Annotated in this window: 22 protein-coding genes; 13 read left to right on the forward strand and 9 right to left on the reverse strand. The window is 72.9% G+C overall.

Features of this window, described 5'->3' with window-relative positions:
* The first annotated feature begins 9 nt into the window (after positions 1-9).
* Positions 10-1,416: an LCP family protein gene (locus tag BMX74_RS33170; RefSeq protein WP_082535598.1), complete on the forward strand. Its 1,407-nt coding sequence runs from the start codon at positions 10-12 to the stop codon at positions 1,414-1,416.
* Positions 1,417-1,610: 194 nt separating this feature from the next.
* Here BMX74_RS33170 and BMX74_RS33175 read toward each other — a convergent pair whose 3' ends face one another.
* Positions 1,611-1,781 (reverse strand): DUF3073 family protein, encoded by a 171-nt coding sequence (locus tag BMX74_RS33175; protein WP_082535599.1) that lies wholly within the window; start codon positions 1,779-1,781, stop codon positions 1,611-1,613.
* A gap of 86 nt (positions 1,782-1,867) precedes the next feature.
* Between BMX74_RS33175 and BMX74_RS33180 the strand changes: the two genes are divergently transcribed.
* The 4 genes from BMX74_RS33180 to BMX74_RS33195 all read left to right on the forward strand — a co-directional run bounded on the left by BMX74_RS33180 (position 1,868) and on the right by BMX74_RS33195 (position 5,626).
* Positions 1,868-2,200 carry an ArsR/SmtB family transcription factor gene (locus BMX74_RS33180; protein ID WP_055508882.1) on the forward strand — a complete coding sequence of 111 codons (333 nt, stop codon included), beginning with the start codon at positions 1,868-1,870 and terminating at the stop codon, positions 2,198-2,200.
* 214 nt (positions 2,201-2,414) lie between these two features.
* A complete protein-coding gene (locus BMX74_RS33185; protein ID WP_055508884.1) occupies positions 2,415-3,692 on the forward strand; it encodes an alpha/beta hydrolase family protein in 1,278 nt (425 codons plus the stop codon).
* An 84-nt stretch (positions 3,693-3,776) separates the two neighbouring features.
* The gene (locus BMX74_RS33190; RefSeq protein ID WP_091104522.1) at positions 3,777-4,961 is read left to right on the forward strand and encodes a sensor histidine kinase; all 1,185 of its coding nucleotides are present in this window, start codon (positions 3,777-3,779) and stop codon (positions 4,959-4,961) included.
* Entirely contained in the window at positions 4,958-5,626 is a 669-nt protein-coding gene (locus tag BMX74_RS33195) for a response regulator transcription factor (protein WP_091104524.1), read from the forward strand. Before BMX74_RS33190 ends, BMX74_RS33195 begins: the two co-directional genes overlap by 4 nt.
* Positions 5,627-5,647: 21 nt before the next feature.
* Here the strand turns inward: BMX74_RS33195 and BMX74_RS33200 are convergent, their stop codons facing one another.
* Entirely contained in the window at positions 5,648-6,220 is a 573-nt protein-coding gene (locus tag BMX74_RS33200) for a hypothetical protein (protein WP_218154127.1), read from the reverse strand.
* A gap of 75 nt (positions 6,221-6,295) precedes the next feature.
* Here BMX74_RS33200 and BMX74_RS33205 point away from each other — a divergent pair, with 75 nt between their 5' ends.
* Positions 6,296-6,808, forward strand: a complete 513-nt coding sequence (locus BMX74_RS33205; protein WP_091104527.1) for a PadR family transcriptional regulator — start codon at positions 6,296-6,298, stop codon at positions 6,806-6,808.
* 9 nt (positions 6,809-6,817) lie between these two features.
* Entirely contained in the window at positions 6,818-7,696 is an 879-nt protein-coding gene (locus BMX74_RS33210) for a 1,4-dihydroxy-2-naphthoyl-CoA synthase (RefSeq protein WP_055508892.1), read from the forward strand.
* 32 nt (positions 7,697-7,728) lie between these two features.
* On the opposite strand, the gene BMX74_RS33215 is transcribed toward BMX74_RS33210, so the two are convergent.
* A complete protein-coding gene (locus tag BMX74_RS33215; RefSeq protein WP_091104529.1) occupies positions 7,729-8,589 on the reverse strand; it encodes an alpha/beta fold hydrolase in 861 nt (286 codons plus the stop codon).
* A gap of 92 nt (positions 8,590-8,681) precedes the next feature.
* Between BMX74_RS33215 and BMX74_RS33220 the strand changes: the two genes are divergently transcribed.
* Positions 8,682-9,203, forward strand: a complete 522-nt coding sequence (locus BMX74_RS33220; protein ID WP_063792336.1) for a CGNR zinc finger domain-containing protein — start codon at positions 8,682-8,684, stop codon at positions 9,201-9,203.
* 92 nt (positions 9,204-9,295) lie between these two features.
* Here the strand turns inward: BMX74_RS33220 and BMX74_RS33225 are convergent, their stop codons facing one another.
* Positions 9,296-10,222, reverse strand: a complete 927-nt coding sequence (locus BMX74_RS33225) for an NADP-dependent oxidoreductase (RefSeq protein ID WP_337959869.1) — start codon at positions 10,220-10,222, stop codon at positions 9,296-9,298.
* Positions 10,223-10,364: 142 nt separating this feature from the next.
* Here BMX74_RS33225 and BMX74_RS33230 point away from each other — a divergent pair, with 142 nt between their 5' ends.
* The 3 genes from BMX74_RS33230 to BMX74_RS33240 are packed head-to-tail and all read left to right on the forward strand — an operon-like array spanning position 10,365 to position 17,840.
* The gene (locus BMX74_RS33230; protein ID WP_091104532.1) at positions 10,365-10,916 is read left to right on the forward strand and encodes a DUF1449 family protein; all 552 of its coding nucleotides are present in this window, start codon (positions 10,365-10,367) and stop codon (positions 10,914-10,916) included.
* Complete coding sequence (locus tag BMX74_RS33235; protein ID WP_091104534.1) at positions 10,916-13,012, forward strand: hypothetical protein; 2,097 nt, start codon at positions 10,916-10,918, stop codon at positions 13,010-13,012. The genes BMX74_RS33230 and BMX74_RS33235 overlap by 1 nt, the downstream gene beginning before the upstream one ends.
* 7 nt (positions 13,013-13,019) lie before the next feature.
* Positions 13,020-17,840, forward strand: a complete 4,821-nt coding sequence (locus BMX74_RS33240; protein ID WP_091104535.1) for a DNA repair ATPase — start codon at positions 13,020-13,022, stop codon at positions 17,838-17,840.
* Positions 17,841-17,854: 14 nt separating this feature from the next.
* On the opposite strand, the gene BMX74_RS33245 is transcribed toward BMX74_RS33240, so the two are convergent.
* The gene (locus BMX74_RS33245; protein WP_055508903.1) at positions 17,855-18,739 is read right to left on the reverse strand and encodes a 4-hydroxy-tetrahydrodipicolinate synthase family protein; all 885 of its coding nucleotides are present in this window, start codon (positions 18,737-18,739) and stop codon (positions 17,855-17,857) included.
* 71 nt (positions 18,740-18,810) lie between these two features.
* Between BMX74_RS33245 and BMX74_RS33250 the strand changes: the two genes are divergently transcribed.
* Positions 18,811-19,680: a LysR family transcriptional regulator gene (locus BMX74_RS33250; RefSeq protein WP_055508905.1), complete on the forward strand. Its 870-nt coding sequence runs from the start codon at positions 18,811-18,813 to the stop codon at positions 19,678-19,680.
* 100 nt (positions 19,681-19,780) lie between these two features.
* Here the strand turns inward: BMX74_RS33250 and BMX74_RS33255 are convergent, their stop codons facing one another.
* Positions 19,781-20,383: a TetR/AcrR family transcriptional regulator gene (locus BMX74_RS33255; RefSeq protein WP_218154128.1), complete on the reverse strand. Its 603-nt coding sequence runs from the start codon at positions 20,381-20,383 to the stop codon at positions 19,781-19,783.
* Between the two features lie 81 nt (positions 20,384-20,464).
* Between BMX74_RS33255 and BMX74_RS33260 the strand changes: the two genes are divergently transcribed.
* Positions 20,465-21,532 carry a quinone oxidoreductase family protein gene (locus BMX74_RS33260; protein ID WP_218154129.1) on the forward strand — a complete coding sequence of 356 codons (1,068 nt, stop codon included), beginning with the start codon at positions 20,465-20,467 and terminating at the stop codon, positions 21,530-21,532.
* 21 nt (positions 21,533-21,553) lie between these two features.
* Here BMX74_RS33260 and BMX74_RS33265 read toward each other — a convergent pair whose 3' ends face one another.
* The 3 genes from BMX74_RS33265 to BMX74_RS33275 all read right to left on the reverse strand — a co-directional run bounded on the left by BMX74_RS33265 (position 21,554) and on the right by BMX74_RS33275 (position 24,805).
* Positions 21,554-22,546, reverse strand: coding sequence for a serine hydrolase domain-containing protein (locus BMX74_RS33265; RefSeq protein WP_256257416.1), 993 nt, complete (start codon positions 22,544-22,546; stop codon positions 21,554-21,556).
* A gap of 41 nt (positions 22,547-22,587) precedes the next feature.
* Positions 22,588-23,961 carry an MFS transporter gene (locus tag BMX74_RS33270; RefSeq protein WP_256257417.1) on the reverse strand — a complete coding sequence of 458 codons (1,374 nt, stop codon included), beginning with the start codon at positions 23,959-23,961 and terminating at the stop codon, positions 22,588-22,590.
* 112 nt (positions 23,962-24,073) lie between these two features.
* Positions 24,074-24,805, reverse strand: a complete 732-nt coding sequence (locus BMX74_RS33275) for a class I SAM-dependent methyltransferase (protein ID WP_091104601.1) — start codon at positions 24,803-24,805, stop codon at positions 24,074-24,076.
* Positions 24,806-24,818: the final 13 nt, after the last annotated feature.

Raw genomic sequence — 24,818 nt, forward strand, 5'->3', positions numbered from 1 at the left:
TGGAGTCACGTGAGCAGCGGTCTTCTCGACACGCCCTCGCCCGCGCGCAAACCACCCGCCCGGCGGGGCCGCCGCTGGCTGCGGTGGACGATCGCGATCGTCCTGGCCGTCGTCCTCCTCGTGGTGGGCCTCGCCGTCGCCGTCGGCGCCAAGCTGACGGGCAACGTCAAGCACGTCGACATCACGCAGGACGACCTGGGCGCGACCCGCCCGCCCAAGGTCGCCACCTCGGCGATGAACGTCCTGATCGTCGGCTCCGACCAGCGCAACGGCAAGAACGCCAGGTACGGCCACCGCATCGCGGGCGAGCGCACCGACACGATCATGCTGGCGCACGTGTCGTCCAAGCGCGACAACGCGATGGTCATCAGCTTCCCGCGCGACTCGCTGGTGCAGCTCCCGGCGTGCCGGGCCACGGGCAAGCTCCCCGGCCAGCAGCCGCACCTCGGCATGATCAACGAGTCGTTCAACTCCGGCGGCATCGGCTGCACCTGGAAGACGATCGAGTCGCTCACCCACATCCACATCGACCACTTCGTGAAGGTCGACTTCACCGGCTTCAAGAGCATGGTGAACGCGGTGGGCGGCGTCGAGGTCTGCCTGCCCCAGCCGATCGACGACACCAAGGCGCTGCTGCACCTGCCCGCCGGCCGCCAGACCCTCACCGGCGAGCAGGCGCTCGGCTACGTGCGCGCCCGCTACAGCCTCGGCGACGGCTCCGACATCGGGCGCATCCAGCGGCAGCAGATGTTCATCGCCTCCATGCTCAAGAAGGTGATGAGCGGCGAGACGCTCAGCGACCCGATCAAGGTCTTCGGCCTCCTCGACGCGGGCACCAAGTCGCTCACCACCGACTCGGGCCTGACGCCCGGCGTGATGAAGGACCTCGCCACCAGCCTGAAGGGGCTGAACGCGGGCCAGATCCGCTTCATCACCACGCCGTGGCACTACTCGCTCACCCAGCCGGGCCGCGTCGAGTGGGTGCAGCCGCAGGCCGGCAGGCTCTTCCAGATCGTCGCCAAGGACGAGAGCCTGCAGGGCGTCAAGGGCGGCCAGACCAAGGTGGCCAGGTCGAAGATCCAGGTGGAGCTGCGCAACGGGACGTACCGCTCCGGCCTCGGCACGCAGGTCGCGGCCTTCCTGGAGCAGCGCGGCTACCACATCACCAGGATCGGCGACTCGTCGAGCAAGCCGGTGGCCAGGACGACCGTCCTGTACGGCCCGAACGGCGAGACCCGGGTCCCCACCCTGACCAAGGACCTCCTCGCGGCCACCCCGAGGCTGGTGGGGTCGGCGCAGACCAACCACCTGATCCTGGTGATCGGCGACGACTGGAAGGGCCTCAAGCCCCTGCGCGCCGACGACTCAGAGGCGCTGAAGGGCTTCGACGCGACCCACGACACCTGCGCCGCCTGACCGCTCAGTGCCGCACGGCGAAACGCCTGCGGCACGACGAGCGTACGCCGAGGTCGCCCGGCGCCCCGCCACACCTCGACGCGCCCCGCCACGCCGCGCCCCGCCACGCCGCGCCCGGCCGGCGGGCGCCCGGCCAGGCGCCCAAGGCCGGGCGGCTCACGAGCGTCACGCTCTCGCCCGCAGGCCGGCGCGCGTCATTGCGCGCGCTCGGACTCCTGCTCCGACGTCGTCGCCGGGTACATCTCCTCGCGGTGCGAGTCGGCGCCCAACTCCTCGCGGAGCCGGTCATAGTCGATGGTGTGGTGCGCGTACTTCAGCTGGCGAGCGACCTTCGTCTGCTTCGCCTTGGCTCTTCCTCGGCCCATGGCTACTCCCTAGTCCCCGCTGTCATGCTATCCAACAACGTTACGACTTGAAGAATTATGCAACTGCGCTCGATTAGTCTGGCAATATGCACGTGGAGGTCTACCAGGCCAAGGCCGACTTCTTCCGAACGCTCGGCCACCCCGCTCGCATCCGGGTGTTGGAGCTACTCCAGGGAGGGCCACTCCCCGTCAGGGACCTACTGGCCCAGATCGACATCGAGGCGTCCAGCCTCTCACAGCAGCTGGCGGTCCTGCGGAGAGCCGGCATAGTCAGCGCGATCCGCGAGGGCAGCACGGTGGTCTACACGCTGGCCACCCCCGAGCTCGCCGACCTGCTCGGCGCCGCGCGCCGCATCCTCACCGACATGCTGGCCGACCAGGGCGAACTGCTCGCGGAGCTGCGCGCCGAGGTCACCTGATCCCTTTCTTCCCGTCTCCGGCCAGGGCCGTCCACCGGGCGCGGCCGGGCGGCTCCGCCCGCGTCCGGCCCCGCCCGCGTCAACCTCCGGGTGGACGTCCCCCTCGGGGTCGATCCCCGGGTGCAGCGCGGATTGGTCCCGCAGCACGAGGAGCAGGCCGGAGTGCGCTGAAAGGCTCCTGGTGGCACGTCAGCCACCGAACGAGGAGACCTCGATGCCCATCCCCACCCGAGCCCGGACGACGAACCGCCGGAGCACCGGCGCCGCCCTCGCCGGGGTGGCCGCCGCCCTCACGGCGCTTCCCGCCGCCCCGGTCGCGGCTTCCGCGACTCCTGCCACCGCGGCTTCCGCCGGCCGGGCGGCCGCGGGGGCGCCCGTCCAGGTGGCGCTGCCCGCGCCCACGGGGCCGCGTCCCGTCGGCACGGTGGCGCTGCGCCTGGTGGACCGCGGCCGCAAGGACCCGCTGGCGCCGTCCAAGCCGTACCGGGAGCTCATGGTCAGCCTCTGGTACCCCGCCCGGGCGACGACCGGCCTGCCCGTGGCGCCGCAGATGACCGCGGGCGCCGCCGCGGCCTTCGACCGCGACACCGCCCCCGACCTCGGCCTGAAGCCGGGAGAGGTGGCGTGGGCGGCGACGAGGACGCACGCCCGCGCCGGCGCCCCCGTGGACACCCGTGCCGGCCGGCTGCCCGTGATCCTGTTCTCGCCCGGCTTCGAGGCGCCGCGCACGCTCAGCACCGTCCTCGCCGAGGACCTCGCGAGCCGCGGGTACGCCGTCGTCACCGTGGACCACACGTACGAGGCCGAGCAGGTCGAGTTCCCGGGAGGGCGGGTCGAGACGTCCAGGCTGCCGGTGGTGCGTACCCCGGAGGAGCAGGCGAAGCTCTTCTCCGTCCTCCTCCCGGCGCGGGTCGCCGACCTGCGGTTCGTCCTCGACCGGCTGGCCGACCTCGACCGGGGCACGGGGCCGCGTGACGCGGCGCCCCTGCCGGACGGGCTGCGCGGCGCCCTGGACCTGTCGCGTGTGGGGGCGTTCGGCCACTCGATGGGCGGCTCCACCGCGGCCCAGCTCGCGCACGACGACCGCCGCGTGGACGCCGGGGCCAACCTCGACGGCATCGTCTTCGACCCGGTCGCCTCGACCGGCGTCTCCAAGCCGTTCCTGCAGGTGGCGGGCGGGACGACGACCCGCGCGAGCGAACCGTCGTGGAAGTCCTTCTGGGAGGCGTCCACCGGCTGGAAGCGGGAGGCGCGGTTCACGGGGACGCAGCACTTCTCGTTCTTCGACCTGCAGGCGATGCTCCCCCAGATCTCCGCCGAGCTGGGGCACCCGGCCACCGCCGAGACCATCGGGACGATCGACCCCCGGCGCTCGGTCGCCGCCCAGCGGGCCTACCTGGCCGCCTTCTTCGACCTGCACCTGAAGGGCCGGCGCACGCCCCTGTTCGACGGTCCCAGCGCGGCGTACCCCGAGGTGAGACTGATCCCGTAGTGCCGCCTTTGCACCCTGAGATGGAGGCGGATCTCCGCCGCGAGGGGGACCCCCGCCGACGTGCCGATCCCTATGGTTGATCCCGTGTTGGGCAGACTGCGCGCCTGGGCGGCGCGCCACATCGTCGCGAGGGACGCGCTCGCCGTCGCGCCGCTGGTGCCGCTCTGCCTCGTCCACGCCCTGTTCGCCGCCGACCTGGGCGTCTCCCCCGACCGGACGGGCGGCCCGTGGGGCATGCTCGCCCTGACGGCCGCGCTGCTGGCGCCGCTGCCGTGGCGCAGGAGGAGCCCGCTCGCGGTCTTCGCGGTCACCGCGTCGGTGAGCTTCCTGCAGTGGCTGTGGACGGCCACCCTGCTCCCCGCCGACCTCGCCGTGCTGATCGCCCTGTACGCCGTGGCGGCGGGGTGCGCGACGCGCTGGGCCCTCGCCGCCGGCGCGGTGGCGGAGCTGGGCATCGCGCTCGTCGTGCTGCGGCCCGGCGAGTCCGCGTTCGTGCTGGCGAAGGAGTGGGCGGCGTTCTCGGTGTTCGTCGTCGCCGTCTGGATCGCCGGCCGGTACGTCCGCACGCACCGCCGGTACGCGGAGAGCCTGCGGGCGCGGGCCGAGCAGGCGGAGCGGGAGCGCGACCAGCGGGCGGTCATCGCGGCGGCGGCGGAGCGCACGCGCATCGCGCGCGAGCTGCACGACGTGGTCGCGCACAACATGAGCGCGATCGTCATCCACGCCGACGGCGCCAGGCTCGCCTTCGACAGCGACCCGGAGGAGGCCAGGCGGTCGCTGCAGACGATCTCGACGACCGGCAGGCGGGGCCTGACCGAGATGCGGCGGCTGGTGGGCGTGCTGCGCGACGGCGCGCCCACCGGGGAGCCGCACTCGCCGCAGCCGGACCTGGCGCGGCTGGAGGAGCTGGTCGAGCAGGCCCGCGCGTCGGGGCTGCCGACCGCGTTCACCCTGTCGGGAACCCCTTCCGACCTCTCGGAGGGCGAGCAGCTCGTGATCTACAGGATCGTCCAGGAGGCGCTGACGAACGCGCTCAAGCACGGCGGTCCCGGCACCCGCGCGACGGTGGTCATCGCGTTCGGGGCGGACGGCGTCACGGTGGACGTCGCCGACGACGGCCGGGGCAGGCCCGCCCTGGAGACGGAGGGCGGGCACGGGCTGGTCGGCATGCGCGAGAGGGCGGCGCTGTACGGCGGCACGGTGGAGGCGGGGCCCGGCGAGGACGGCGGCTACCGGGTGCTCGCCCGCATCCCCGCGGGCGGGCCGTGATCCGGGTCGTGCTGGTCGACGACCAGGAGCTGGTGCGGGCGGGGTTCCGCCTGGTGCTGCGCACCCAGCCGGACATGGAGCTGGTCGGCGAGGCCGCCGACGGCGTGGCCGCCCTGGAGGTGCTGGCCGCGGTCGAGGCCGACGTCGTGCTCATGGACGCCCGCATGCCCCGCATGGGCGGCGTCGAGGCGACCAGGCGCATCCGCGCGGAGCCCGGGCCGGCGACTCCGAAGGTGCTCATCCTCACGACGTTCGACCTGGACGAGTACGCCTTCGCCGCGATCAGGGCGGGCGCGTCGGGCTTCCTGCTGAAGGACGCTCCCCCCGAGGACCTGTTCGGCGCGCTGCGGGCGGTGCACGCGGGCGACGCGGTGATCGCGCCCAGCACGACCAGGCGGCTGCTGGACCGCGTGGCCGTCCACCTGCCGGGCGACGACGTGGGCGGGGGCGACGCGGACGCCCTGACCGCGCGGGAGCGCGAGGTGCTGATCCATGTGGCGCGGGGGCTGTCGAACGCGGAGATCGCGGCGCTGCTGCGGCTGGCGGAGGCGACGGTGAAGACGCACGTCAACCGGATCCTGTCGAAGCTGGGGCTGCGCGACCGCGCCCAGGTCGTGGTCTACGCGTACGAGAACGGGTTCGTCACGTCCTCGTACCGGCCGTGAGGACCTGCCGGGGGCGGGGGGTCAGGCGGAGGTCCGCCCCTGCTCGGCCAGGCGGCGACGGGCGATCTTGGGGTAGCGGGCCGTGAAGGCGGCGGGGAGGCAGAACGTGAGCACCTTGATGGCGATGACCAGCGCGGTCACCCTGGGGTCGAGCGCGAGCACGAGGGTCAGGGAGCCGGCCGCGACGGTGAACGCCACCGCCCACACGGTCGTGATGACCGCGTTGACCCGGTAGAACCGCGGCGTCTCCCACACCTCCTTCGGGGCCATGGTGCGCGCGATGCCGAGGGTGAACGGCCGCCGGATGGCGAGCGATCCCCAGGCGGTGGCGGCGAGCCAGACGTTGACGAGCGCGGGCCCGTACGGCGTGAGGGGCGAGTGCGGGGCGGCCAGGGAGAACACGGTGAGGCAGGCGAAGAACACCGCGGCGCTCGCCTCGATCACCATCTCGTCCCAGGCGCGCCCCGACCTGCGGTCGAAGACGACGAGGCCGACGGCGACGACCAGGCCGGTGATGGCGCCCCAGCGCCACTCGTCGCCGGTGGCGACGACCGCGTAGACGATCCAGGGGAGAAATCCGAGCAGGCCGCGCACGTTGGGCTCCTTCGACATTCCACTAGCGACAGGTCGAAAGTAGAACTTCCACTCGCGATATGTCAACATAGGAATATGAGTTTGAGACACGCCGTGCTGGGGCTGCTCTCCGAAGGGCCCGCCAGCGGGTACGACCTGATGAAGCTGTTCGACCTCTCCCTGTCGAACGTCTGGCCCGCCACCCAGAGTCAGCTCTACGCCGAACTGGGCAGGCTGGCCGACGCGGGGCTCCTCGAAGTGGTCGCGGAAGGGCCGCGCGGGCGCAAGGAGTACGCCATCACCGAGGAGGGCCGGGCCGAGCTGCGGCACTGGATCAGCGAGGTCGAGCCCACCCGCGTCGCGCGCAGCGACATGCTCCTGCGCGTGTTCTTCCTCGCCCAGCTCGACCCCGAGCAGGCCCGCGCGTACCTGCGGCGCCAGGCCGAGGTGGCCGGCGAGCGCCTGGAACGGCTGGAGGGCATCCGCTCCCTCGTCGAGGGCGGCGAGGACAATCTGTCGGTGTACGGAAGGATCGCACTGGAGTACGGCGTGCGGCTCGGCGAGGCGCAGCGGCAGTGGGCCGAGTGGGCGGAGCAGCAGATCCGTTAGGCTCGGCGCATGGTCTCCGAGCTGTTCGATCCCAAGGCGTGGCAGGTTGTCGAGGGATTCGACTTCACCGACATCACCTACCACCGGGCCGTCGACCAGGGCACCGTGCGCATCGCGTTCAACCGTCCCGAGGTGCGCAACGCCTTCCGGCCGCAGACCGTCGACGAGCTGTACCGCGCGCTCGACCACGCCAGGCAGACCACCGACGTCGGCTGCGTCCTGCTCACCGGCAACGGCCCGTCGCCCAAGGACGGCGGATGGGCCTTCTGCTCCGGCGGAGACCAGCGCATCAGGGGCAAGGACGGCTACCAGTACGCCGACGGCAGCGCCTCCACCGGCCGCCTGCACATCCTGGAGGTGCAGCGGCTCATCCGGTTCATGCCGAAGATCGTGATCTGCGTCGTGCCGGGCTGGGCCGCGGGCGGCGGCCACAGCCTGCACGTCGTCTCCGACCTCACGCTGGCCAGCGCCGAGCACGCCAGGTTCAAGCAGACCGACGCCGACGTCGCGAGCTTCGACGGCGGCTTCGGCTCCGCCTACCTGGCACGCCAGGTAGGGCAGAAGTTCGCCCGTGAGATCTTCTTCCTCGGCGACACGTACACCGCCGAGGACGCCCACCGCATGGGCATGGTCAACGCGGTCGTCCCGCACGCCGAGCTGGAGGCCACCGCGCTGGAGTGGGCCCGCAAGGTCAACGGCAAGTCGCCCACCGCGCAGCGCATGCTCAAGTTCGCCTTCAACCTCATCGACGACGGGCTCGTGGGCCAGCAGGTGTTCGCCGGCGAGGCGACGCGGCTCGCGTACATGACCGACGAGGCCGCCGAGGGCCGCGACTCCTTCCTGGAGAAGCGCTCCCCCGACTGGTCCCCCTTCCCCTGGCACTTCTGACCCGCCACGCCCGCCGCCCCGGCGGCGGGCGGTCAGTCGGAGAGTCCCCGGAGGAAGTCGCGGACGAGGGCCGCGATCTGCGTGCCGCGCGTCTCCAGGGCGAAGTGGCCGGCGTCCAGCAGCTGGATCCGCGCGTCGGGCACGTCGCGGGCGAAGGCGAGGGCGCCGTCCGGGCCGAAGATCTCGTCGTGACGCCCCCACACGGCGAGCACCGGCGGCCGGTGGACGCGCAGGTACTCCTGCCAGGCCGGGTAGAGCGGCGGGTTCGAGCCGTAGTCGAGGAAGAGGGCGAGCTGGATCTCCTGCCCGCCGGGACGGTCGAGCCCGGCCTGGTCGAGCGCGGCTCTGTCGGGGTTGACCAGGGTGGTGTCGGCCACGCCGTGCGTGTACTGCCAGCGGGTCGCCTCGGGGGTGAGGAGGCCGCGCAGCGGGGCGAGGTTCGCCTCTGACGGGTCGGCCCAGGCGGCGCGCAGCGGCTCCCAGAACGGCGTCAGCCCTTCCTCGTACGCGTTGCCGTTCTGGGTGATGATGCCGGTGACGCGGTCGGGGCGGCGCACGGCGAGCCGGAAGCCGACGGGCGCGCCGTAGTCGTGGACGTAGAGGGCGTACCGGGTGACGCCGATGGTGTCGAGCAGCGTCTCCACGATGTCGGCGAAGTGGTCGAAGGTGTACGCCCATTCGGCCGCCGAGGGAGCCGAGCTGTGGCCGAACCCTGGGTAGTCGGGTGCGATCAGGTGGAACTCGCCCGACAGCTCGTCGATCAGCCCCTGGTAGGCGGCCGACGAGGTCGGGAAGCCGTGGAGCAGCACGAGCGTGGGCGCGGACGGGTCGCCGGCCTCCCGGTAGAAGATGTCGAGGCCCTCGACGGACGCGGTGCGGTAGCGGACGGTCAAAGCGAACTCCTTAACCGGCTAAATGTGTTTAGGTGGTTAAGTGATAGCATGAAGATCTGTAACCAGTCAAGCCAGCTTTAGGGGTTAAGGCAGTGAGACTGCGACCGCTGCGGGGAGAACCGCTCGCGTTGGACCTGGTCGACACCGTCTGGGTCGAGCACGGAACGCGGCTCGACCAGTTCGACGACCCGGAGGGCGTGCGGGCCTGGCTGTCGGAGCACGGCCTGCCCGGCGGCGACGAGCCGGACCGGGTGCGCGGGCCCCTGGTCGAGGCCCGCGACGCGGTACGCGACGCGCTGGAGGGCCGCGGGCCCGACCGGCTCAACGACGTGCTCGACCGCGGCTCCTGCCGCCCCCGGCTCGGGCCCGACGGGCCCTCCGAGAGCGTGGTGATCGAGGACGCCGCCTGGCACGCGCCCTGGGTGGCGGCGGCCTCCTTCGTCCGGCTGCTCGGCGAGCGGCCCGACCGGGTGCGCAGGTGCGCCAACCCGGAGTGCACGCTGTGGTTCCTCGACGCCAGCAAGAACGGCAGCCGCCGCTGGTGCTCGATGGAGGTGTGCGGCAACCGCGCCAAGGTCGGCCGCTTCAACCAGCGCCACAGAACCTCCGCCTGACACCATCCCCGCCGGCCGCGCGTCGCCGCCGGGGGCTGGGCCGGGGCCAGGGGCGGAGCCGGGGCCAGGGGCGGGGGCGGGGGCGGGGCGTCTCAGGCGAGGGTGAGGACGATCTTGCCGCGGCCGTGCCCGGTCTCGATCTCCCTGTGCGCCCGCGCGGCCTCCTCCAGCCGGTACGCCCGCCGCACCGGGAACGTGAACGCCCCCTCGGCGTACAGGCGGGCGTAGCGGCCGAGGCGTTCCGCGGTGCGCCGCCCCTGCACGGTGGCGACGCCCAGCTCGGGCGCCCTGGCGTGCTCCACGAGCGTCACGATCCGCCGCCGGTCGGCCACCAGTTCCAGCGACACCTCCAGGGCGTGCCCGCCGGCGCCGTCCAGGGCGGCGTCCACCCCTCCGGGGGCGAGCGCCCGCACCCGGTCGGCCAGCCCGTCGCCGTACACGACGGGCGCGGCTCCGAGCTTCCACAGGTGGTCGTGGTTCTCCTCGCGGGCGGTGCCGATCACGACGGCGCCGCGCATCCTGGCGATCTGCACGGCGGCCGTCCCGACCGCTCCCGCCGCGCCGTGGATCAGGACGGTGTCGCCGTCGGCGACGCCCATGCCGTCGAGGGCCAGTTCGGCGGTCTGCACGGCGGCGGTGAGCCCGCCGGCCACCTCCCACGGCACCTCGGGCGGCTTGGGGGCCACGTCCGTGGCGGGCACGACGATGTACTCGGCGTACGCGTGCAGCGCCGAGAACCCGAGCACCTCGTCCCCCTCGGTGACCCCGGTGACGCCGTCGCCCACCTGGTCCACCACGCCGGCGAACTCGTTGCCGGGCACCCGCGGCCACCCCGCCGTGATGTACGGCGGCAGCCATCCCGACCTGACGGCGGTGTCGAAGGGCTGCACGCCGGCCGTCCGCACCCGGACCCGCACCTGGCCGGGGCCCGCCTGCGGGGCGGGCAGTTCCATCACCTTCAGCGCCTCGGGCGGCCCGCCGGGCTCGTGGACGGCCGCCGCTCTCATCATGTGTGTCATGGGGCCAGCCTGCTACCTCAACCGAAGTTGAGGTCAATCCGCTGCGATTTCCGGACCACTCGGGAACTTTTCCCTTTACTCGGACTTTATGCAGATATAGTCCGAGGAGGACATCAACGGGGGATGGGCAAACCGAGGCTTGATGACCGAGTTGTTGCACGCCGCTCTTGGCTTTCCGACCGTCGTTTTCAGTTTCCTCCTCGTCGTGGTCGCCGCCTACTGGCTCGCGGCGGCCACCGGCCTGTTCGACGCCGACGACGACGCCGCCTGGCTGGGCTTCGGAGGCGTGCCCGCGGGCGTCACGCTGTCCCTCCTGGTCGCCGTGGCCTGGCTGCTGAGCCTGGCCGGGAGCCGGGTGGCGAGCGGGCCCGCGCTGGCCGCCGTGCCGGTCGTCGCCCTGGCCGCGGGCTGGGCCGTCGTACGCGCCGCCGTGGCCCCGCTGCGCAGGCTGTTCCCCGGCGGCGGCCGGCATTCCAGAAGCGATTTCGTCGGCCAGATGTGCGTGATCCGTACAGGTGCGGTCACGTCGGACTTCGGCCAGGCCGAGGTCACCGCCGCCGACGGTTCGTCCGCGATCGTGCAGGTCCGCACGACGGGAGGCGACCGCCTCGGGCGCGGGGACTCCGCGCTCATCTTCGAATACGACAAAGACGGCGAATTCTTCTGGGTCATGCCTTACGAAAGCGAGCACTGATGGACGTCATCTCCACAGGCTTCGGCGTTTTCCTGGCCGTTGTCCTGCTCATCGCGATCGGCCTGGTCGTCATCGTCGGACGCCTTTTCCGTAAGGTCGAACAGGGCAAGGCGCTCATCATCTCGAAAGTCAACAAGGTGGACGTCACGTTCACCGGCGCGGTGGTGCTGCCGGTCGTCCACAAGGCCGAGATCATGGACATCTCGGTGAAGACGATCGAGATCGAGCGCGCCGGCCGCGACGGCCTGATCTGCCGGGACAACATCAGGGCCGACATCAAGATCACGTTCTTCGTACGGGTGAACAAGACCGCCGAGGACGTCATCAAGGTCGCCCAGGCCATCGGCACGGCCCGCGCCAGCCACGAGGTCACCCTGCAGGAGCTGTTCAACGCCAAGTTCTCCGAGGCGCTGAAGACCGCCGGCAAGCACCTCGACTTCGTCGACCTCTACACCAAGCGCGACGAGTTCCGCGACGAGATCGTCCGCCTGATCGGCACCGACCTCAACGGCTACAGCCTGGAGGACGCCGCCATCGACTACCTGGAGCAGACCCCGCTCCACCAGCTCGACAAGAGCAACATCCTCGACGCCCAGGGCATCCGCAAGATCACCGAGCTGACCGCCATCGAGCACGTCCGCACGAACGAGTACCAGCGCAACGAGGAGAAGGAGATCACCCGCCAGAACGTGGACGCCCGCGAGGCGATACTCGAACTGGAGCGCCGCCAGACGGACGCGGAGCTCAAGCAGCGGCGGGAGATCGAGACGGTCAGGGCCCGCGAGGAGGCCGAGATCGCCAGGGTGCGGGCCGAGGAGCGGCTGCGCGCCGAGACGGCGGGCATCAAGGCCGACGAACAGCTCGGCGTCCAGCAGGAGAACAAGGCGCGCGAGGTCGCGGTCGCCGAGAAGAACCGCGAGCGGGTCATCGCGATCGAGAGCGAGCGCATCGAGAAGGACCGCCTGCTGGAGGTCATCGCCCGCGAACGCGAGACCGAGCTGTCGCGCATCGCGAAGGACAAGGAGGTCGAGACCGAGAAGCGGTCGATCGCCGAGGTCATCCGCGAGCGCATCGCCGTCGACAGGACGGTGGCCGAGCAGGAGGAGAGCATCAAGCGGCTGCGGGTGGTCGAGGAGGCCGAGCGCACCCGCCAGAGCGTGATCATCGCGGCCGAGGCCGAGGCGCAGGAGAACCTGGTCAAGGACATCAAGGCGGCCGAGGCGGCGGAGGCCGCGTCCAAGTTCAGGGCGCGCGAGGAGCTGGTGCTGGCCGAGGCCAGGCAGCAGGCCGCCGAGATGGAGGCGCGGGCCAAGATGCGGCTCGCCGAGGGCGTCCAGGCCGAGACGGCCGCGGCCGGGCTGGCGCAGGTCCAGGTCAAGGAGCGCGACGCCGAGGCCATCGAGAAGGTGGGCCGCGCCGAGGCGCTCGCGCTGGGCGAGAAGCTGAGGGCGGAGGCCGAGGGCGCCAGGGCGATGGCGGTGGTCGAGGGCGCCAGGCTGAAGGCGCGGGCCGAGGGCGAGCAGGCCATGGCGCTCGCCGGGGCCGCCGCCGTGGGCGAGAAGCTGAAGGCCGAGGCCGAGGGCCTCACCCAGAAGGCCGCCGCGATGGCCGCGCTGGACGACGCCAGCAGGGCCCACGAGGAGTACCGCCTGCGCCTGGAGGCCGACAAGGAGGTCAGGCTCAAGCACATCGACGTGTCGCGGCAGATCGCCGAGTCGCAGGCGAACGTCCTGGCGGCCGGCCTGACCAAGGCCAACATCGACATCGTCGGCGGCGACACGGTGTTCTTCGACAAGCTCGTCGGCTCGATCACGGCGGGCAAGGTCGTGGACGGCTTCGTCGGCCACTCGCGGGTCGTCGGCGCGGTCGCCGAGCCGTACGTGAACGGGACGGCGAGCCTGGCGGCCGACCTCGCGTCCGTGGTCGGCGGGGTCCGCACCGAGGACGTCAAGAACCTGACAGTCTCCGCCCTGCTCATGAAGCTCATCCAGGAGGGCGGCCCCGAGTCGGGCCCGTTGGGCGAGCTCCTGGAGACGGCGCGCCGCCTGGGCGTGGCCGACTCGCCGGTGGCGGCGCTGGCGGCGGCGAGGGGCTGACGGCTTCGTGAGCACGGACACGCTGGAGGCGGGGACGTACGAGGTTCTCAGGAACCGCCTCCAGGCACAGGCCAGGGCGCTGGCCGCCGCGGCGGCCGCGGTCAACGAGGAGCGGCTGGCCGTCTTCGGCGGCGCCGAGCTGCGCCTGCTGGGCACCGAACGGATCCGCACCGACAACAACTGCGTCCCCAGGGACATCGTCTCCCTGGGCGACGTGATGCTCTTCGGCTACAACGTCTTCATCGGGCTGAGGCCGGAGACCGCGGTCTCGGACGTGTTCTCCGTGCACCGGTTCGTCCGGCAGGGCGAGGCGTTCACGTTCGAGGCGGGCCGGCTGGACGCGCTGGACGACCCCGCGTTCCGCAAGGACTTCGCGGAGCTGTACCGGTACTACAAGGAGACCAGGCTCCAGCAGCTCAGGCGGGTCGAGGGCAGGCTGCTGGCGGTGTTCGGCACCGGTACGGGCGACACCAGGGTGCTGCGGTGGGCGGCCGGCGCCGACGGCACGGTGCGCTACCTGGACAACCAGGGCGAGCGCGACCACGTGTTCCCCCCGTCGCACGAGTTCGCGTGGACGCCCGCGACGCGCGACGACCACGTGCCCGGCCGCCACCCCCACATCTCGATCAGGGGCGAGGTGTTCGTCGAGACCGTCGGCGGCGACCTCACCATCAAGGTCGAGAACAACACGGAGACCGGCGAGGGCGTCTACTCGGAGCCCGTGGACGAGCCGCTGCAGAGCCTGGCCGACGCCGACGTCGAGCACGCCGCCGTCGGGCCGCTCATCCTCATGCGGATCAGGCCGTACAAGGAGGAGACCTGGCGGCACCTGGTGTTCAACACCCGCACCAAGGCCGTGACCAGGCTCGACGGCATCGGCCAGTCCTGCCGGCTGCTCCCCGAGGACCAGGGGCTGATCTTCCCCGGCGGCTACTACCTGACGACCGGCGTCAGCAAGACGTTCGACACGGACGTGGCCGACCTGGAGTTCGAGCGGGTGGTCCGCTCCCCCAACGGCGAGGACGTCCTGTACGTCTTCCACGCGAGGGGCGACGGGCGGTCGCTGCTGCTGCCGTACAACGTGATCAGGAAGGAGGTGGCCACGCCGCTCGTCTGCCACGGCTACTCGCTGTTCGACGACGGCACCATGGTGGTCTTCCGCGCCACCTCCGACGAGCCGGCGCGGGTCCACCCGATGCAGGTGTGGCAGACGCCGTACGTGTCGGACACATACGCCGCCGCGCAGCCCGCCGGCACGGGGCCGCTGGAGCGCATCGGCAACGCCGAGCTGGTGCGCGGCATCTCCGACTGCCTGTCGGTGGCCCGGATGGTCGAGGAGATGGCGCCGTCGGCCGCCACGTTCGAGGCGCTGATCGCGGCGTGCACGCGGGCGCTGGACTCGTACCACTGGCTGGGCGGGCACGGGCTGGGCGGGCCGCTCGCCGACGTGCGCGCCACCGCGGAACAGGTGCTCGACGAGTACGAGAACGTCGAGCAGCTCACCCGGCAGGCCGCCGACCGGCTGGCCGGGGCGGCCGAGGACGTCACCCGGCTGGTGCGCGAGGCACGGGCGGGCGCCCCTGCCACGGCCGACGGCTGGGTGTCGGCGCTCGCCGGGCTGCGCAGGGCGCAGGGCCGCCTGGTGACGTTGCGCGAGGTCCGCTACATGGACCTCGCGGCGCTGGACGCGCTGGAGGCGACGCTCGCCGGGGAGCTGGCCGACACCGGGCGGCGCGCGGTGGCCTTCCTGGAGGGCCCCGACGCGTTCTCCGCCTACCGCGCGGCCGTCGAGGAGCTGGCCGCCGAGGCGGCCGCGATCGGCACCACGGCCGAGGCGAGGCCCGTCGCCGACCGGCTGTCGGAGCAGGCCGAGGGCCTGGAGGTGGTCACGGAGGTCGTCGGCTCGCTCGACATCGCCGACCCGACCGTCCGCACCTCCATCCTGGGCCGCATCGCGGAGGTGCTGGGCGGCGTCAACCGGGCGCGGGCCGTGCTCGACGGCCGGCGGCGCGAGCTGCTGGGCGAGGAGGGCAGGGCGGCGTTCGCCGCCGAGTTCGCGCTGCTCGGGCAGGCCGTCACGGGCGCGCTGGCCGTCGCCGACACGCCGGGGCGCTGCGACGAGCAGCTCGGCAGGCTGATGCTCCAGGTGGAGAACCTGGAGTCGCGGTTCGGCGAGTACGACGACTTCGCCGCGCAGCTCGCCGCGCGGCGCGACGAGGTCTACGAGGCGTTCTCGGCCCGCAAGCAGGCGCAGCTCGACGCGCTCGCCCGCCGCGCGGACCGGGTCTTCGCCTCCGCCGAGCGGGTGCTCGGCAACGTCGCCAGGCGCGCGGGCGCCCTCGCCTCGCTGGACGAGGTGAACGCCTACTTCGCGGGCGACCCGATGGTGGCGAGGGTCGGCGCGGCTGCGGCCGAGCTGCGCGGGCTGGGCGACGCGGTCCGCGCGGAGGAGCTGGACGGGCGGCTGAAGGCGGCCAGGCAGGAGGCGGGCAGGGCGCTGCGCGACCGCCTCGACCTGTTCTCCGACGGCGGCGAGGTCATCCGGCTCGGCCGGCACCGGTTCGCCGTCAACACCCAGCCCATCGACCTGACGCTGGTGCCGCACCAGGGCGAGATGCACGTCGCGATCACCGGCACGGACTACCGCGCGCCGGCGCCCGCGTCTTTCGCCGACACCCGCCCGTTCTGGGACCAGCTCCTGGTCTCCGAGATACCTGAGGTCTACCGGTGCGAGCACCTGGCCGCCTGCCTCCTCGACGCCGTCGTGCCTGGGCCTCCCGCCCGGGACGACCTCGCCCGCCTGGTGCGCGAGGCCGTCGAGTCGCGCTACGACGAGGGGTACGAGCGCGGCGTCCACGACCACGACACGCTCGCCGTCCTGGAGGCCCTGGTCCGGCTGCGCGACGGGGCGGGACTGCTGCGTTACCCGCCGTCCGCGCGGGCGGCGGCGCAGCTCTTCTGGACGTTCGGCGCCGATGATGTTTCACGTAAAACATCGGCCACGAGGGCGTCGTCTCTGGTGCGGGCGCGTGCCGTCCTCGGCGCCCCGCCTGCCCTGGCCGCGCTGGCGGAGGAGCTGGGCGGGCGGATCGCGGCGTTCCTCGACGGCGTCGGCGCGCCACCCGTGGACGCCTCGCTCGCCGGGGAGTACCTGGTGGAGGAGCTGGGCGGCGAACCGCACGGATTCGTGACCGCCAAGGCCGCGCGGGACGTCCTCGACCGGTTCAGGGCCGCGCTCGGCCCCGAGCGGGCCGCCGCGTTCGACGCCGACCTCGCGGCGCTGCCGCTGCCCGAACGCCTCCAGCTCGCGCACGCCTGGATCGGCGCCTTCCACGACGGCCCCGACGTGGCCGAGGCCGTCGCCGTCCAGCTCTGCGACCTGCCGCGCCACGACAGCGCCGCCGCGCTCACCGAGACCGTGGACGGGCTGCTCGGCACCCACCCGCGCGTCGTGGACCGCCGGCTGGAGCTCCGGCTCGACGAGTTCCTGTCGAGGACGCGGGCGTTCCGCACCGAGCGGGTCCCCGCCTACCGGGCCTACCAGCGGCGGCGTGCCGAGCTGGTCGAGACAGAACGGGCCAGGCTGCGCCTGGACGAGTACCGGCCGAAGGTGATGAGCGCGTTCGTCCGCAACCGGCTGCTCGACGAGGTGTACCTGCCGCTGATCGGCGACAACCTGGCCAAGCAGCTCGGCGCCGCCGGCGCGGACCGGCGCACCGACCAGATGGGCCTGCTGCTGCTCATCTCACCGCCCGGCTACGGCAAGACCACCCTGATGGAGTACGTCGCCGGCCGCCTCGGCCTGGTCCTCGTCAAGGTGAACGGCCCCGCGCTGGGCCACCGCGTCACCTCGCTCGACCCGGCGCAGGCCCCCGACGCCGCGGCCAGGCAGGAGGTCGAGAAGATCTCCTTCGCGCTGGAGGCGGGCAACAACGTCCTGCTCTACCTGGACGACATCCAGCACACCTCGCCCGAGCTGCTGGAGAAGTTCGTGTCGCTGTGCGACGCGCAGCGCCGCATCGAAGGCGTCTGGAACGGCCGGACCCGCACGTACGACCTGCGCGGCAAGCGGTTCGCCGTGTGCATGGCGGGCAACCCGTACACCGAGTCGGGCAGCCGGTTCCGCGTCCCCGACATGCTGGCCAACCGGGCCGACGTGTGGAACCTGGGCGACGTCCTCAGCGGCAGGGACGAGCTGTTCGCGCTCAGCTACATCGACAACGCCCTCACCTCCAACCCGGTGCTCGCGCCGCTGTCCGCCCGCGACAGGGGCGACGTCGAGCTGCTGGTGAGGCTGGCCAAGGGCGACCCCTCGGTGCGGCCCGACCAGCTCGGGCACCCGTACGCGAAGGCGGAGCTGGAGCAGGTGCTGAGCGTGCTGGGCAAGCTGGCGCGCGTGCAGGAGGTGGTGCTCGGCAGCAACCGGGCCTACATCGCCTCCGCCGCCCAGTCCGACGCCGCCCGCACCGAGCCGCCGTACCGGCTGCAGGGGTCGTACAGGAACATGAACAAGCTGGCCGAACGCATCGTCCCGGCGATGAACGACGACGAGCTGGAGGCGCTGATCGACGACCACTACCTGGGCGAGGCGCAGACCCTCACCTCCGACGCCGAGGCGAACCTGCTCAAGCTGGCCGAGCTGCGCGGGCGCCTCACCCCCGCCCAGGCGGAGCGCTGGGCGGAGGTCAAGGCGGCGTACCTGCGGGACAAGGCCCTCGGCGGGCCGGCGGACGATCCGGTGACGCGCGCGGTGGGCGCCATCGGGCTGCTCGCCGACCGCGTCCGCGAGGCGGGCTCGGAGGTCGGCTCGGCCATCAGGGACCGCTGAGGGCGGCCGTCCGGCTAACCGTCGAAGCGCCCGTCCTTGATCGCCAGGTCCGCCCGGGCGACGGCGTCGGCGCTCGCGGGCAGCAGCGGAAGCCGTACGTCCGGGGTGGGGATCAGGCCGCGGGCGTGCAGCACGCCCTTGATCACGGTCGGGTTGGGCTCGGCGAACAGGGCGGCCGACATGCGGGCCAGCCGGTGCCCCAGCTCCCGGCCGCGGGGGGCGTCGCCCGCCTGCCATGCGTCCACCAGCTCTGCGAACGCCTGCGTGGCGAAGTGGGCGGAGGCGAGGATGCCGCCGGAGGCGCCCAGCGCGAGCAGCGGCGAGACGAACGGGTCGTCGCCGCCCAGCACCTCGAAGCCCTCGGGGAGGTCGCCCAGCAGGTCCACGGTGTCCTGGTCGACGCCGCCGACGGCGAGCTTCACGCCGGCGATCCTCGGGTGGGCGCCGAGGCGGCGCAGCGTCGCCGCGCCCACGGCCTGCCCGGTCCTGTACGGGATGTGGTAGATCACCAGCGGCACCGGCGTCTCCTCCGCCAGCGCCTCGAAGTGCGCGATCACGCCGCGTTCCGACGGCCGCAGGAAGTACGGCACCGTCACCAGGGCCGCCCCGACGCCCTCGGGAAGCTCCCGCAGCGCCCCCGCGACCGAGCGCGTGTCGTTGCCGGTGACGCCCACGGTCAGCAGGGCGCCGCGCTCGGCGCAGAGCCGTCCGCACACCTCGACGACCCGGGAACGTTCCTCGCCGGAGAGTGCGGCCACCTCCCCCGTGGTGCCCAGCGCGACCAGCCCGGCCGCGCCCTGGTCGAGCGCCTGGACGGCGAGCCGCTCGACCGCGTCGAGCGCCACCTCCCCGGACGGCGCGAACGGCGTGACCAGTGGTACGTGGATTCCTCTCAGCATGCTCCGAGCCTGGCCTGCCACGACCCGTTAGGTCCAGCGGAGATTTCTTCACCCGACATTAAGCTGAACTTATGCTCGATCCACGCAAGCTCCACCTGCTCCGCGAGCTCGCGGGACGCGGCACGATCGCCGCCGTCGCCGAGGCCGCCATGTTCACGCCGTCGGCGGTGTCCCAGCAGCTCAGCGCGCTCGAACGGGAGGCCGGCGTGCCCCTGCTCGAACGCACCGGCCGCACGGTGACGCTCACGCCCGCCGGGCGCCTCCTGGTCGAGCACGCGAACGCCGTGCTCGGAGAGCTCGACCGGGCCGCCGCCGCGCTCGCCGCCGCGCGCGGCGGACCGTCGGGGCCGGTGCGCATCGGCGCGTTCCCGACGGCAGCGCGCGTGCTGCTGCCTCCCGCGCTGGCCGAGCTGACCGCCGCGCATCCCGGGCTGGAGCCGATGGTCTCCGAGATCGACCCGGCGGACGTCTCGGCCGCCCTGCGCGCCGGCGGGCTGGACGTCGCGCTCGTCCACGAGTACGACTTCGTGCCGCCCGTCACCGACGCGGCCGTCGAGACCGAGCCGCTGTTCAGCGAGGCCATGTACCTGACCGACCGGCCCAGCGTCGAGGCCGCCCGCGACGACGCCTGGATCACCAGCAAGCCCGGCACCCTCTGCCACACGATGGCGATCAGGGCCTGCCAGGCGGCCGGGTTCGAGCCACGGGTGCGCCACCACGTCGACGACTTCGACACCGTCCTCGCCTTCGCCGCCGCGGGGCTCGGGGTCGCGCTCGTGCCCCGGCTCGCGGCCACGGCCCCGCCGCCGGGGGTGACGCTGACCCGCCTGCCGCTCAGCCGCCACACGCTGGCCGCCTTCCGCAGGGGGTACGGCGACCACCCGGCGATCCGCGCCGCCGTGGCCGCCTTCCGCACCGCCCTCCCGGCCCTGACCCTGTAATCGCCCGCCGCGCACCACCCCGGCCGCGTCGATCCCGCCCGGCCGGTCGGGCGGGCGCGACGGGCCGCTTCCGAGGTGGCCGCGGCCGGGCGCTCAGGCGCTAACCGTCGCTCCGCCCTTCCTCTCCCAGGAGGGCTCTGACCAGGGTGGCGAAGGCGGCGGCGAGGCGCTCCGGCCGCCCCGCGCGCAGCTGGGCGGCGATGGGCTCCATGTGGAGCGTGCCGAGGAGCATGTGCGCGATCTCCTCGGCGTCGACGTCGGGCCGGGCCTGCGCGATCAGCCCCGAGACGTGCCGGTGCCAGGACAGGTAGATCGGGTTCTCCTGCCTGGGCTGCTCGGGCGCCTTCCTGGTGGCCACGGCGTGCTCGTGGGCGGCGATCAGGTTGCCGTTGCGGGCCGCCAGCCGGGCCACCGCGTCGAGGAAGGCGGCCAGCCGGTCGGCGGGGGCCGCGCCGGGCCCGAGGGGCGGCGGCCCTTCCGCGACGGCCTGCTCCAGCTCCCGCACCCGCTCGGCCATGAGCTCCCGCATGAGCCCGGTACGGCTGCCGAACCGGTGGAAGACGGTGCCCTTGCCCACACCCGCCGCGGCAGCCACCCGCTCGACGGAGACCTGCTCGGGCGGGTGCATGCGCAGCAGCTCCTCGGCCGCCCGCAGGATCGCCCGCCTGTTGCGCGCGGCGTCGGCCCGCTCTCGACGCTCCATCCGGCCATCTTCCCCCATGGACAAAGTTGACCAGTGGTCCATATATTAACTGGACCACAGGTCAAGTTACTGGAGGAAGAAGTGCGCGCGATCGTGATGCACCGGACGGGCGGCCCCGAGACGCTCGGCGTGGAGGACGTCCCGCGGCCCACGGCAGGGGCGGGCCAGGTGGTCGTCAGAGTCCTCGCCATCGCGGCGAGCTACACCGAGACGCGGGTGCGCGCGGGCGTGCTGCCGTTCCCGCTGTCGCTGCCGGTCGTCCCCGGGGCCGAGGTCGCGGGCGAGGTCGTCGAGATCGGCGAAGGCGCCGACCCGGGCCTCCTCGGCCGCCTCGTCGTGGGCGTCACGGGCGGCGTCGGGGCGTACGCCGAGTACGCCGCCATGCCCGCCGCCATGGCCTGCCCCGTGCCGGAGGGGGTGCGCCCCGAGGAGGCCGTGGCCGCGGCGGCGCCCGCCGCGCTCGCCCACGCCCTCCTGCACCGCGCCCGCCTCAGGCCAGGACACCCGGGCGGCGAGAGCACGCCGCCCCCGGCGGGCGGGGAGCCGGTGCCCGGCGAGACGGCTGGGGAGTCCGGCAGGACCGCCGGGGAGCCCTTGCCCGGCGGCGCCGGTGGGGAGACCGTGCTGGTCGAGGCGGGTGGCGGGTCGGTGGGCGGGTACCTCGTGCTGCACGCCAAGGAGTTCGGCGCCGGCACGGTCGTGGCCACCGCCGGGGCGGAGCCGAAGCGGCGCAGGGCCGCCGAGCTGGGCGCCGACGTCGTCCTCGACCACGGCGACCCCGGCTGGCCCGAGGCGCTGCCGCCCGTGGACGTCGTGTTCGACTCGATCGGCGGCGCGACGGCCGCCCGGGTGCTGGAGTCGGTCACCCCCGGCACCGGCCGGATCCTCTCGTACGGGCTGCTGAGCGGCGAACCGGCGGCCGTCACCGGCGCGGACCTCGTGCGCACCGGCGTGACCCTGGCCGGTTGCGGCGGCCCTGCCTGGGCCGCCGAGGTGTTCGGCACGCACTACCCGGCGGCGCTGGTCCGGCTCGGGGAGGGCCGCACCCGCGCCTTCGTCGAGGACGCGCTGCCGCTGGAGCAGGCCGCCGAGGCCCACCGCCGCCTGGAGAGCCGCACGCCCCTGGGCCGCCTCCTGCTCATCCCCTGACGCACCCGGCGGCCCGGGGGCTCACCTCCCCAGGACGGCGTCCAGCACGGCCGTGGCGCTGCCCTGGCCCTCGTCGTACTCGCCGGCCGTCACCGCCACCACCAGGTCCTCCTCGGGCGACACCAGCAGCCGCTGACCGCCGTTGCCGATGGCCTCGACCCACGGGCGCCCGCCGGTGGAGACGTACCACTGGTAGCCGTACCAGAAGCCGTCGGCGATCTCGACGCGCGGGCGGCCCAGCTCGCGCACCCAGGCGGCGGGCACCAGGTCGCCGCCGCCGTCGAGCACGAGGCGGCCGAGGGCGGCGAGGTCCACCGGCCGCAGCCGCAGCCCGGACGCGGCCATCGCCACGCCGTCGTCGCCCTTCGACCACTCGTACGCGGGGAAGCCGAGCGGTTCGAACAGCTCGGTCGCCGCGTACTCCTCCAGCGGCCTGCCGGTGCCGCGCGCGATGAGCGCGCCGAGCAGCGCGCTCGCGCCGCCGCAGTAGCGCCACCGCGTCCCGGCCTCCTCCACGACGGGACGTTCCAGGATGAACCGGTACCGGTCGGGGGCGAGCTCCATCGCGACCTCGCTGTTGTCCGGGCCGGTGTAGGGCACGTCCTCGTTCCAGTCGAGGCCGAGCGTCATGGTCAGCGCGTGGCCGACGGTGAGGTGGGCGCGCGCGGGGTCGTCCACGAGGTCGCGGTACTCGGGGAACTGCGGCAGGAGCGGCTCCCCGGGCTCGGGCACCAGGCCGCGGCCCAGCGCGACGCCGTACAGCAGGGCCACGACGCTCTTCGACACCGACCGCACGTCGTGCAGGGTGTCGCGGTCGAACACGACGTGGCCGAGCGGCTCGCCGAGCCGGTGGTCGGGGCCCTCGCCGTACCGTTCCGCCACGATCCGGCCGCCGCTGACGACCACGAGCCCGTGCAGCGCGGGGGCCTTCCCCTCGTGCAGCACCTCGTCGACCCGCTCGATCATTCCCATCGCGTCCTCCTCGTCGTCGCGCACCCCGGGATACCGCCTCACACGGTGTCAGGGTCAAGCGGCTGAGAGGCTACCCAACGGCTTCAGGCGGGCTTCGGCGCACCCGCCGATGTCAGGGGGGCGGCGATGGCCTCCAGGCCCTTGCGTTCCGCCTTGACGCCGAGGAACAGCTCGACCAGGCCCGCGCAGATCATCACCACGCCGCCGATGGTGAACGCCAGCGCGGTGTCCGCCGCGACGCCCGTCTGGACGAGGCCGGAGAAGACCAGCGGGCCCGCGATGCCGCCGACCGCCGTGCCGATCGCGAAGAAGAACGCGATGGCCAGCGCCCGCGTCTCCATCGGGAAGATCTCGCTCACCGTCAGGTACGCGGAGCTGGCCCCGGCGGAGGCCACGAAGAGCACCGCCGACCAGCAGGCCGTCAGCGTGACCGCCGTCAGCATCCCCTGATCGAACAGCCACGCCGTGCCCAGCAGGAGCAGCCCGGAGCCGACGTACGTCGCCGTGATCATGGGGATCCTGCCGATGGTGTCGAAGAGCCTGCCGAGCAGCAGCGGCCCGAGGAAGTTGCCCACGGCGATCACCGCGAAGTAGTACCCGGCATGCGTGTCGATCTTGTAGAAGGTGGTCAGGATCTGGGCGTAGCCGAACGTGATGGCGTTGTAGAGGAACGCCTGCCCGACGAAGAGCGACAGCCCGAGGATCGTACGTTTCGGGTAGAGCGCCACCATCGTGTGCGCGATGCGGAGGAACCCGATCGACTTGCGCTGGTGGATCGTCATCGACCCCTCGGGCTCGGGCAGCTCGTCCCCGCCGCGCCGGGCGCCGATCTGGTGCTCGATGTCGTCCACGATCCGCTCGGCCTCCCTGTCGCGGCCGTGGATGAACAGCCAGCGCGGGCTCTCGGGGACGTGGCGGCGGACGAACAGGATGCCGATGCCGAGCACCACGCCCAGGCCGAACGCGACGCGCCAGCCGACGTTCACCGGCAGGTCGCCGAGCAGCGGAACCGTCAGCAGCGCTCCGCCCGCCGCCCCCAGCCAGTAGCTGCCGTTGATCATGATGTCGATGCGCCCGCGGTGCTGGCTTGGGATCAGCTCGTCGATGGCCGAGTTGATCGCCGCGTACTCGCCGCCGATGCCGAAGCCCGTCATGAACCGGAACAGGAAGAACCACCACGCCTCGAAGGAGAACGCCGTCAGCAGCGTCGCCACGAGGTACACGACGAGGGTGACCAGGAAGAGCTTCTTCCTGCCGAACCTGTCGGTGAGCCAGCCGAAGAACAGGGCGCCCACGCAGGCGCCCGCGACGTAGAGCGCGGCGGCCGGGCCCGCCACCTGGGCCTGCGTGATGTCCAGGCCGCTGCCCGGCTTGGCGAGCTGCGCCGACAGGTTGCCGACGATCGTGACCTCCAGCCCGTCGAGTATCCAGACGGTGCCGAGGCCGATGACGATCATCCAGTGCCACCGTGACCACGGCAACCGGTCAAGCCGTGCGGGCACCTTGGTGGTAATCGTGCCGGTTTCCACGTCGCTCATAGGGGCATCCCGATACCCGGGAAACGACGGTTTAGCCGGAGGGCTTCCTGGCCTCCAGCATCACGGTGCGGAACCAGGGCCCGCCGTACCAGAACCGCCACCCCAGGTCGCGCCGGCGCACGTCGACGACGCCCAGCTCGCGCAGCGTCTCCTCGTACGCCGGGGTGTGCTGGAAGTCGGCGACCAGCATGAGACCGCCGGGTCTCAACACCCGGTGCGCCTCGCGCACGGCCTGCGCGCGGTCCTCGGAACGGGGGATGTTGTGGATGGCGAGACTCGACACGACCACGTCGTAGGAGGCGTCCTCGAACGGCAGCTCGCGCAGGTCGCCCGTGACCAGCTCGACCCGGTCAGCGACGCCTTCGGCCGCGGCGTTGGCCCTGGTGACCGCCTCGTCGTTGCCCGACTGGTCCACCGAGCGCCACAGGTCGATCCCGGTGGCGGAGCCGCCCGCGACGAGGCGGCGCGCGGCGAGGAGCAGCACCGCGCCTCTGCCGCAGCCCAGGTCGAGCACCCGCTCGCCGCCGTTCAGCCGGGCCAGCTCCCCTTCCCAGACCACGAACTTGCCCCATCGGGTGGTGTAGAGGTAGCTGGTGGCGCTGGCCAGCGTGTAGAGGCCGCCGAGCAGGAACGCCACACCCGCCAAGGGGATGTCGGCGGCGAAGGAGGCGGCGCTCAGCGCCAGGAGGACGAGCGCCCCGAAGGTCAGCCCGGAGAGCGCGAGGGGTGCGTCGAACCCGTAACCGCCGCGTCGATCGCTCACGATCACGTTATAA

Origin of the sequence: Nonomuraea pusilla, from assembly GCF_900109355.1 — a bacterium.
GTDB lineage: Bacteria > Actinomycetota > Actinomycetes > Streptosporangiales > Streptosporangiaceae > Nonomuraea > Nonomuraea pusilla.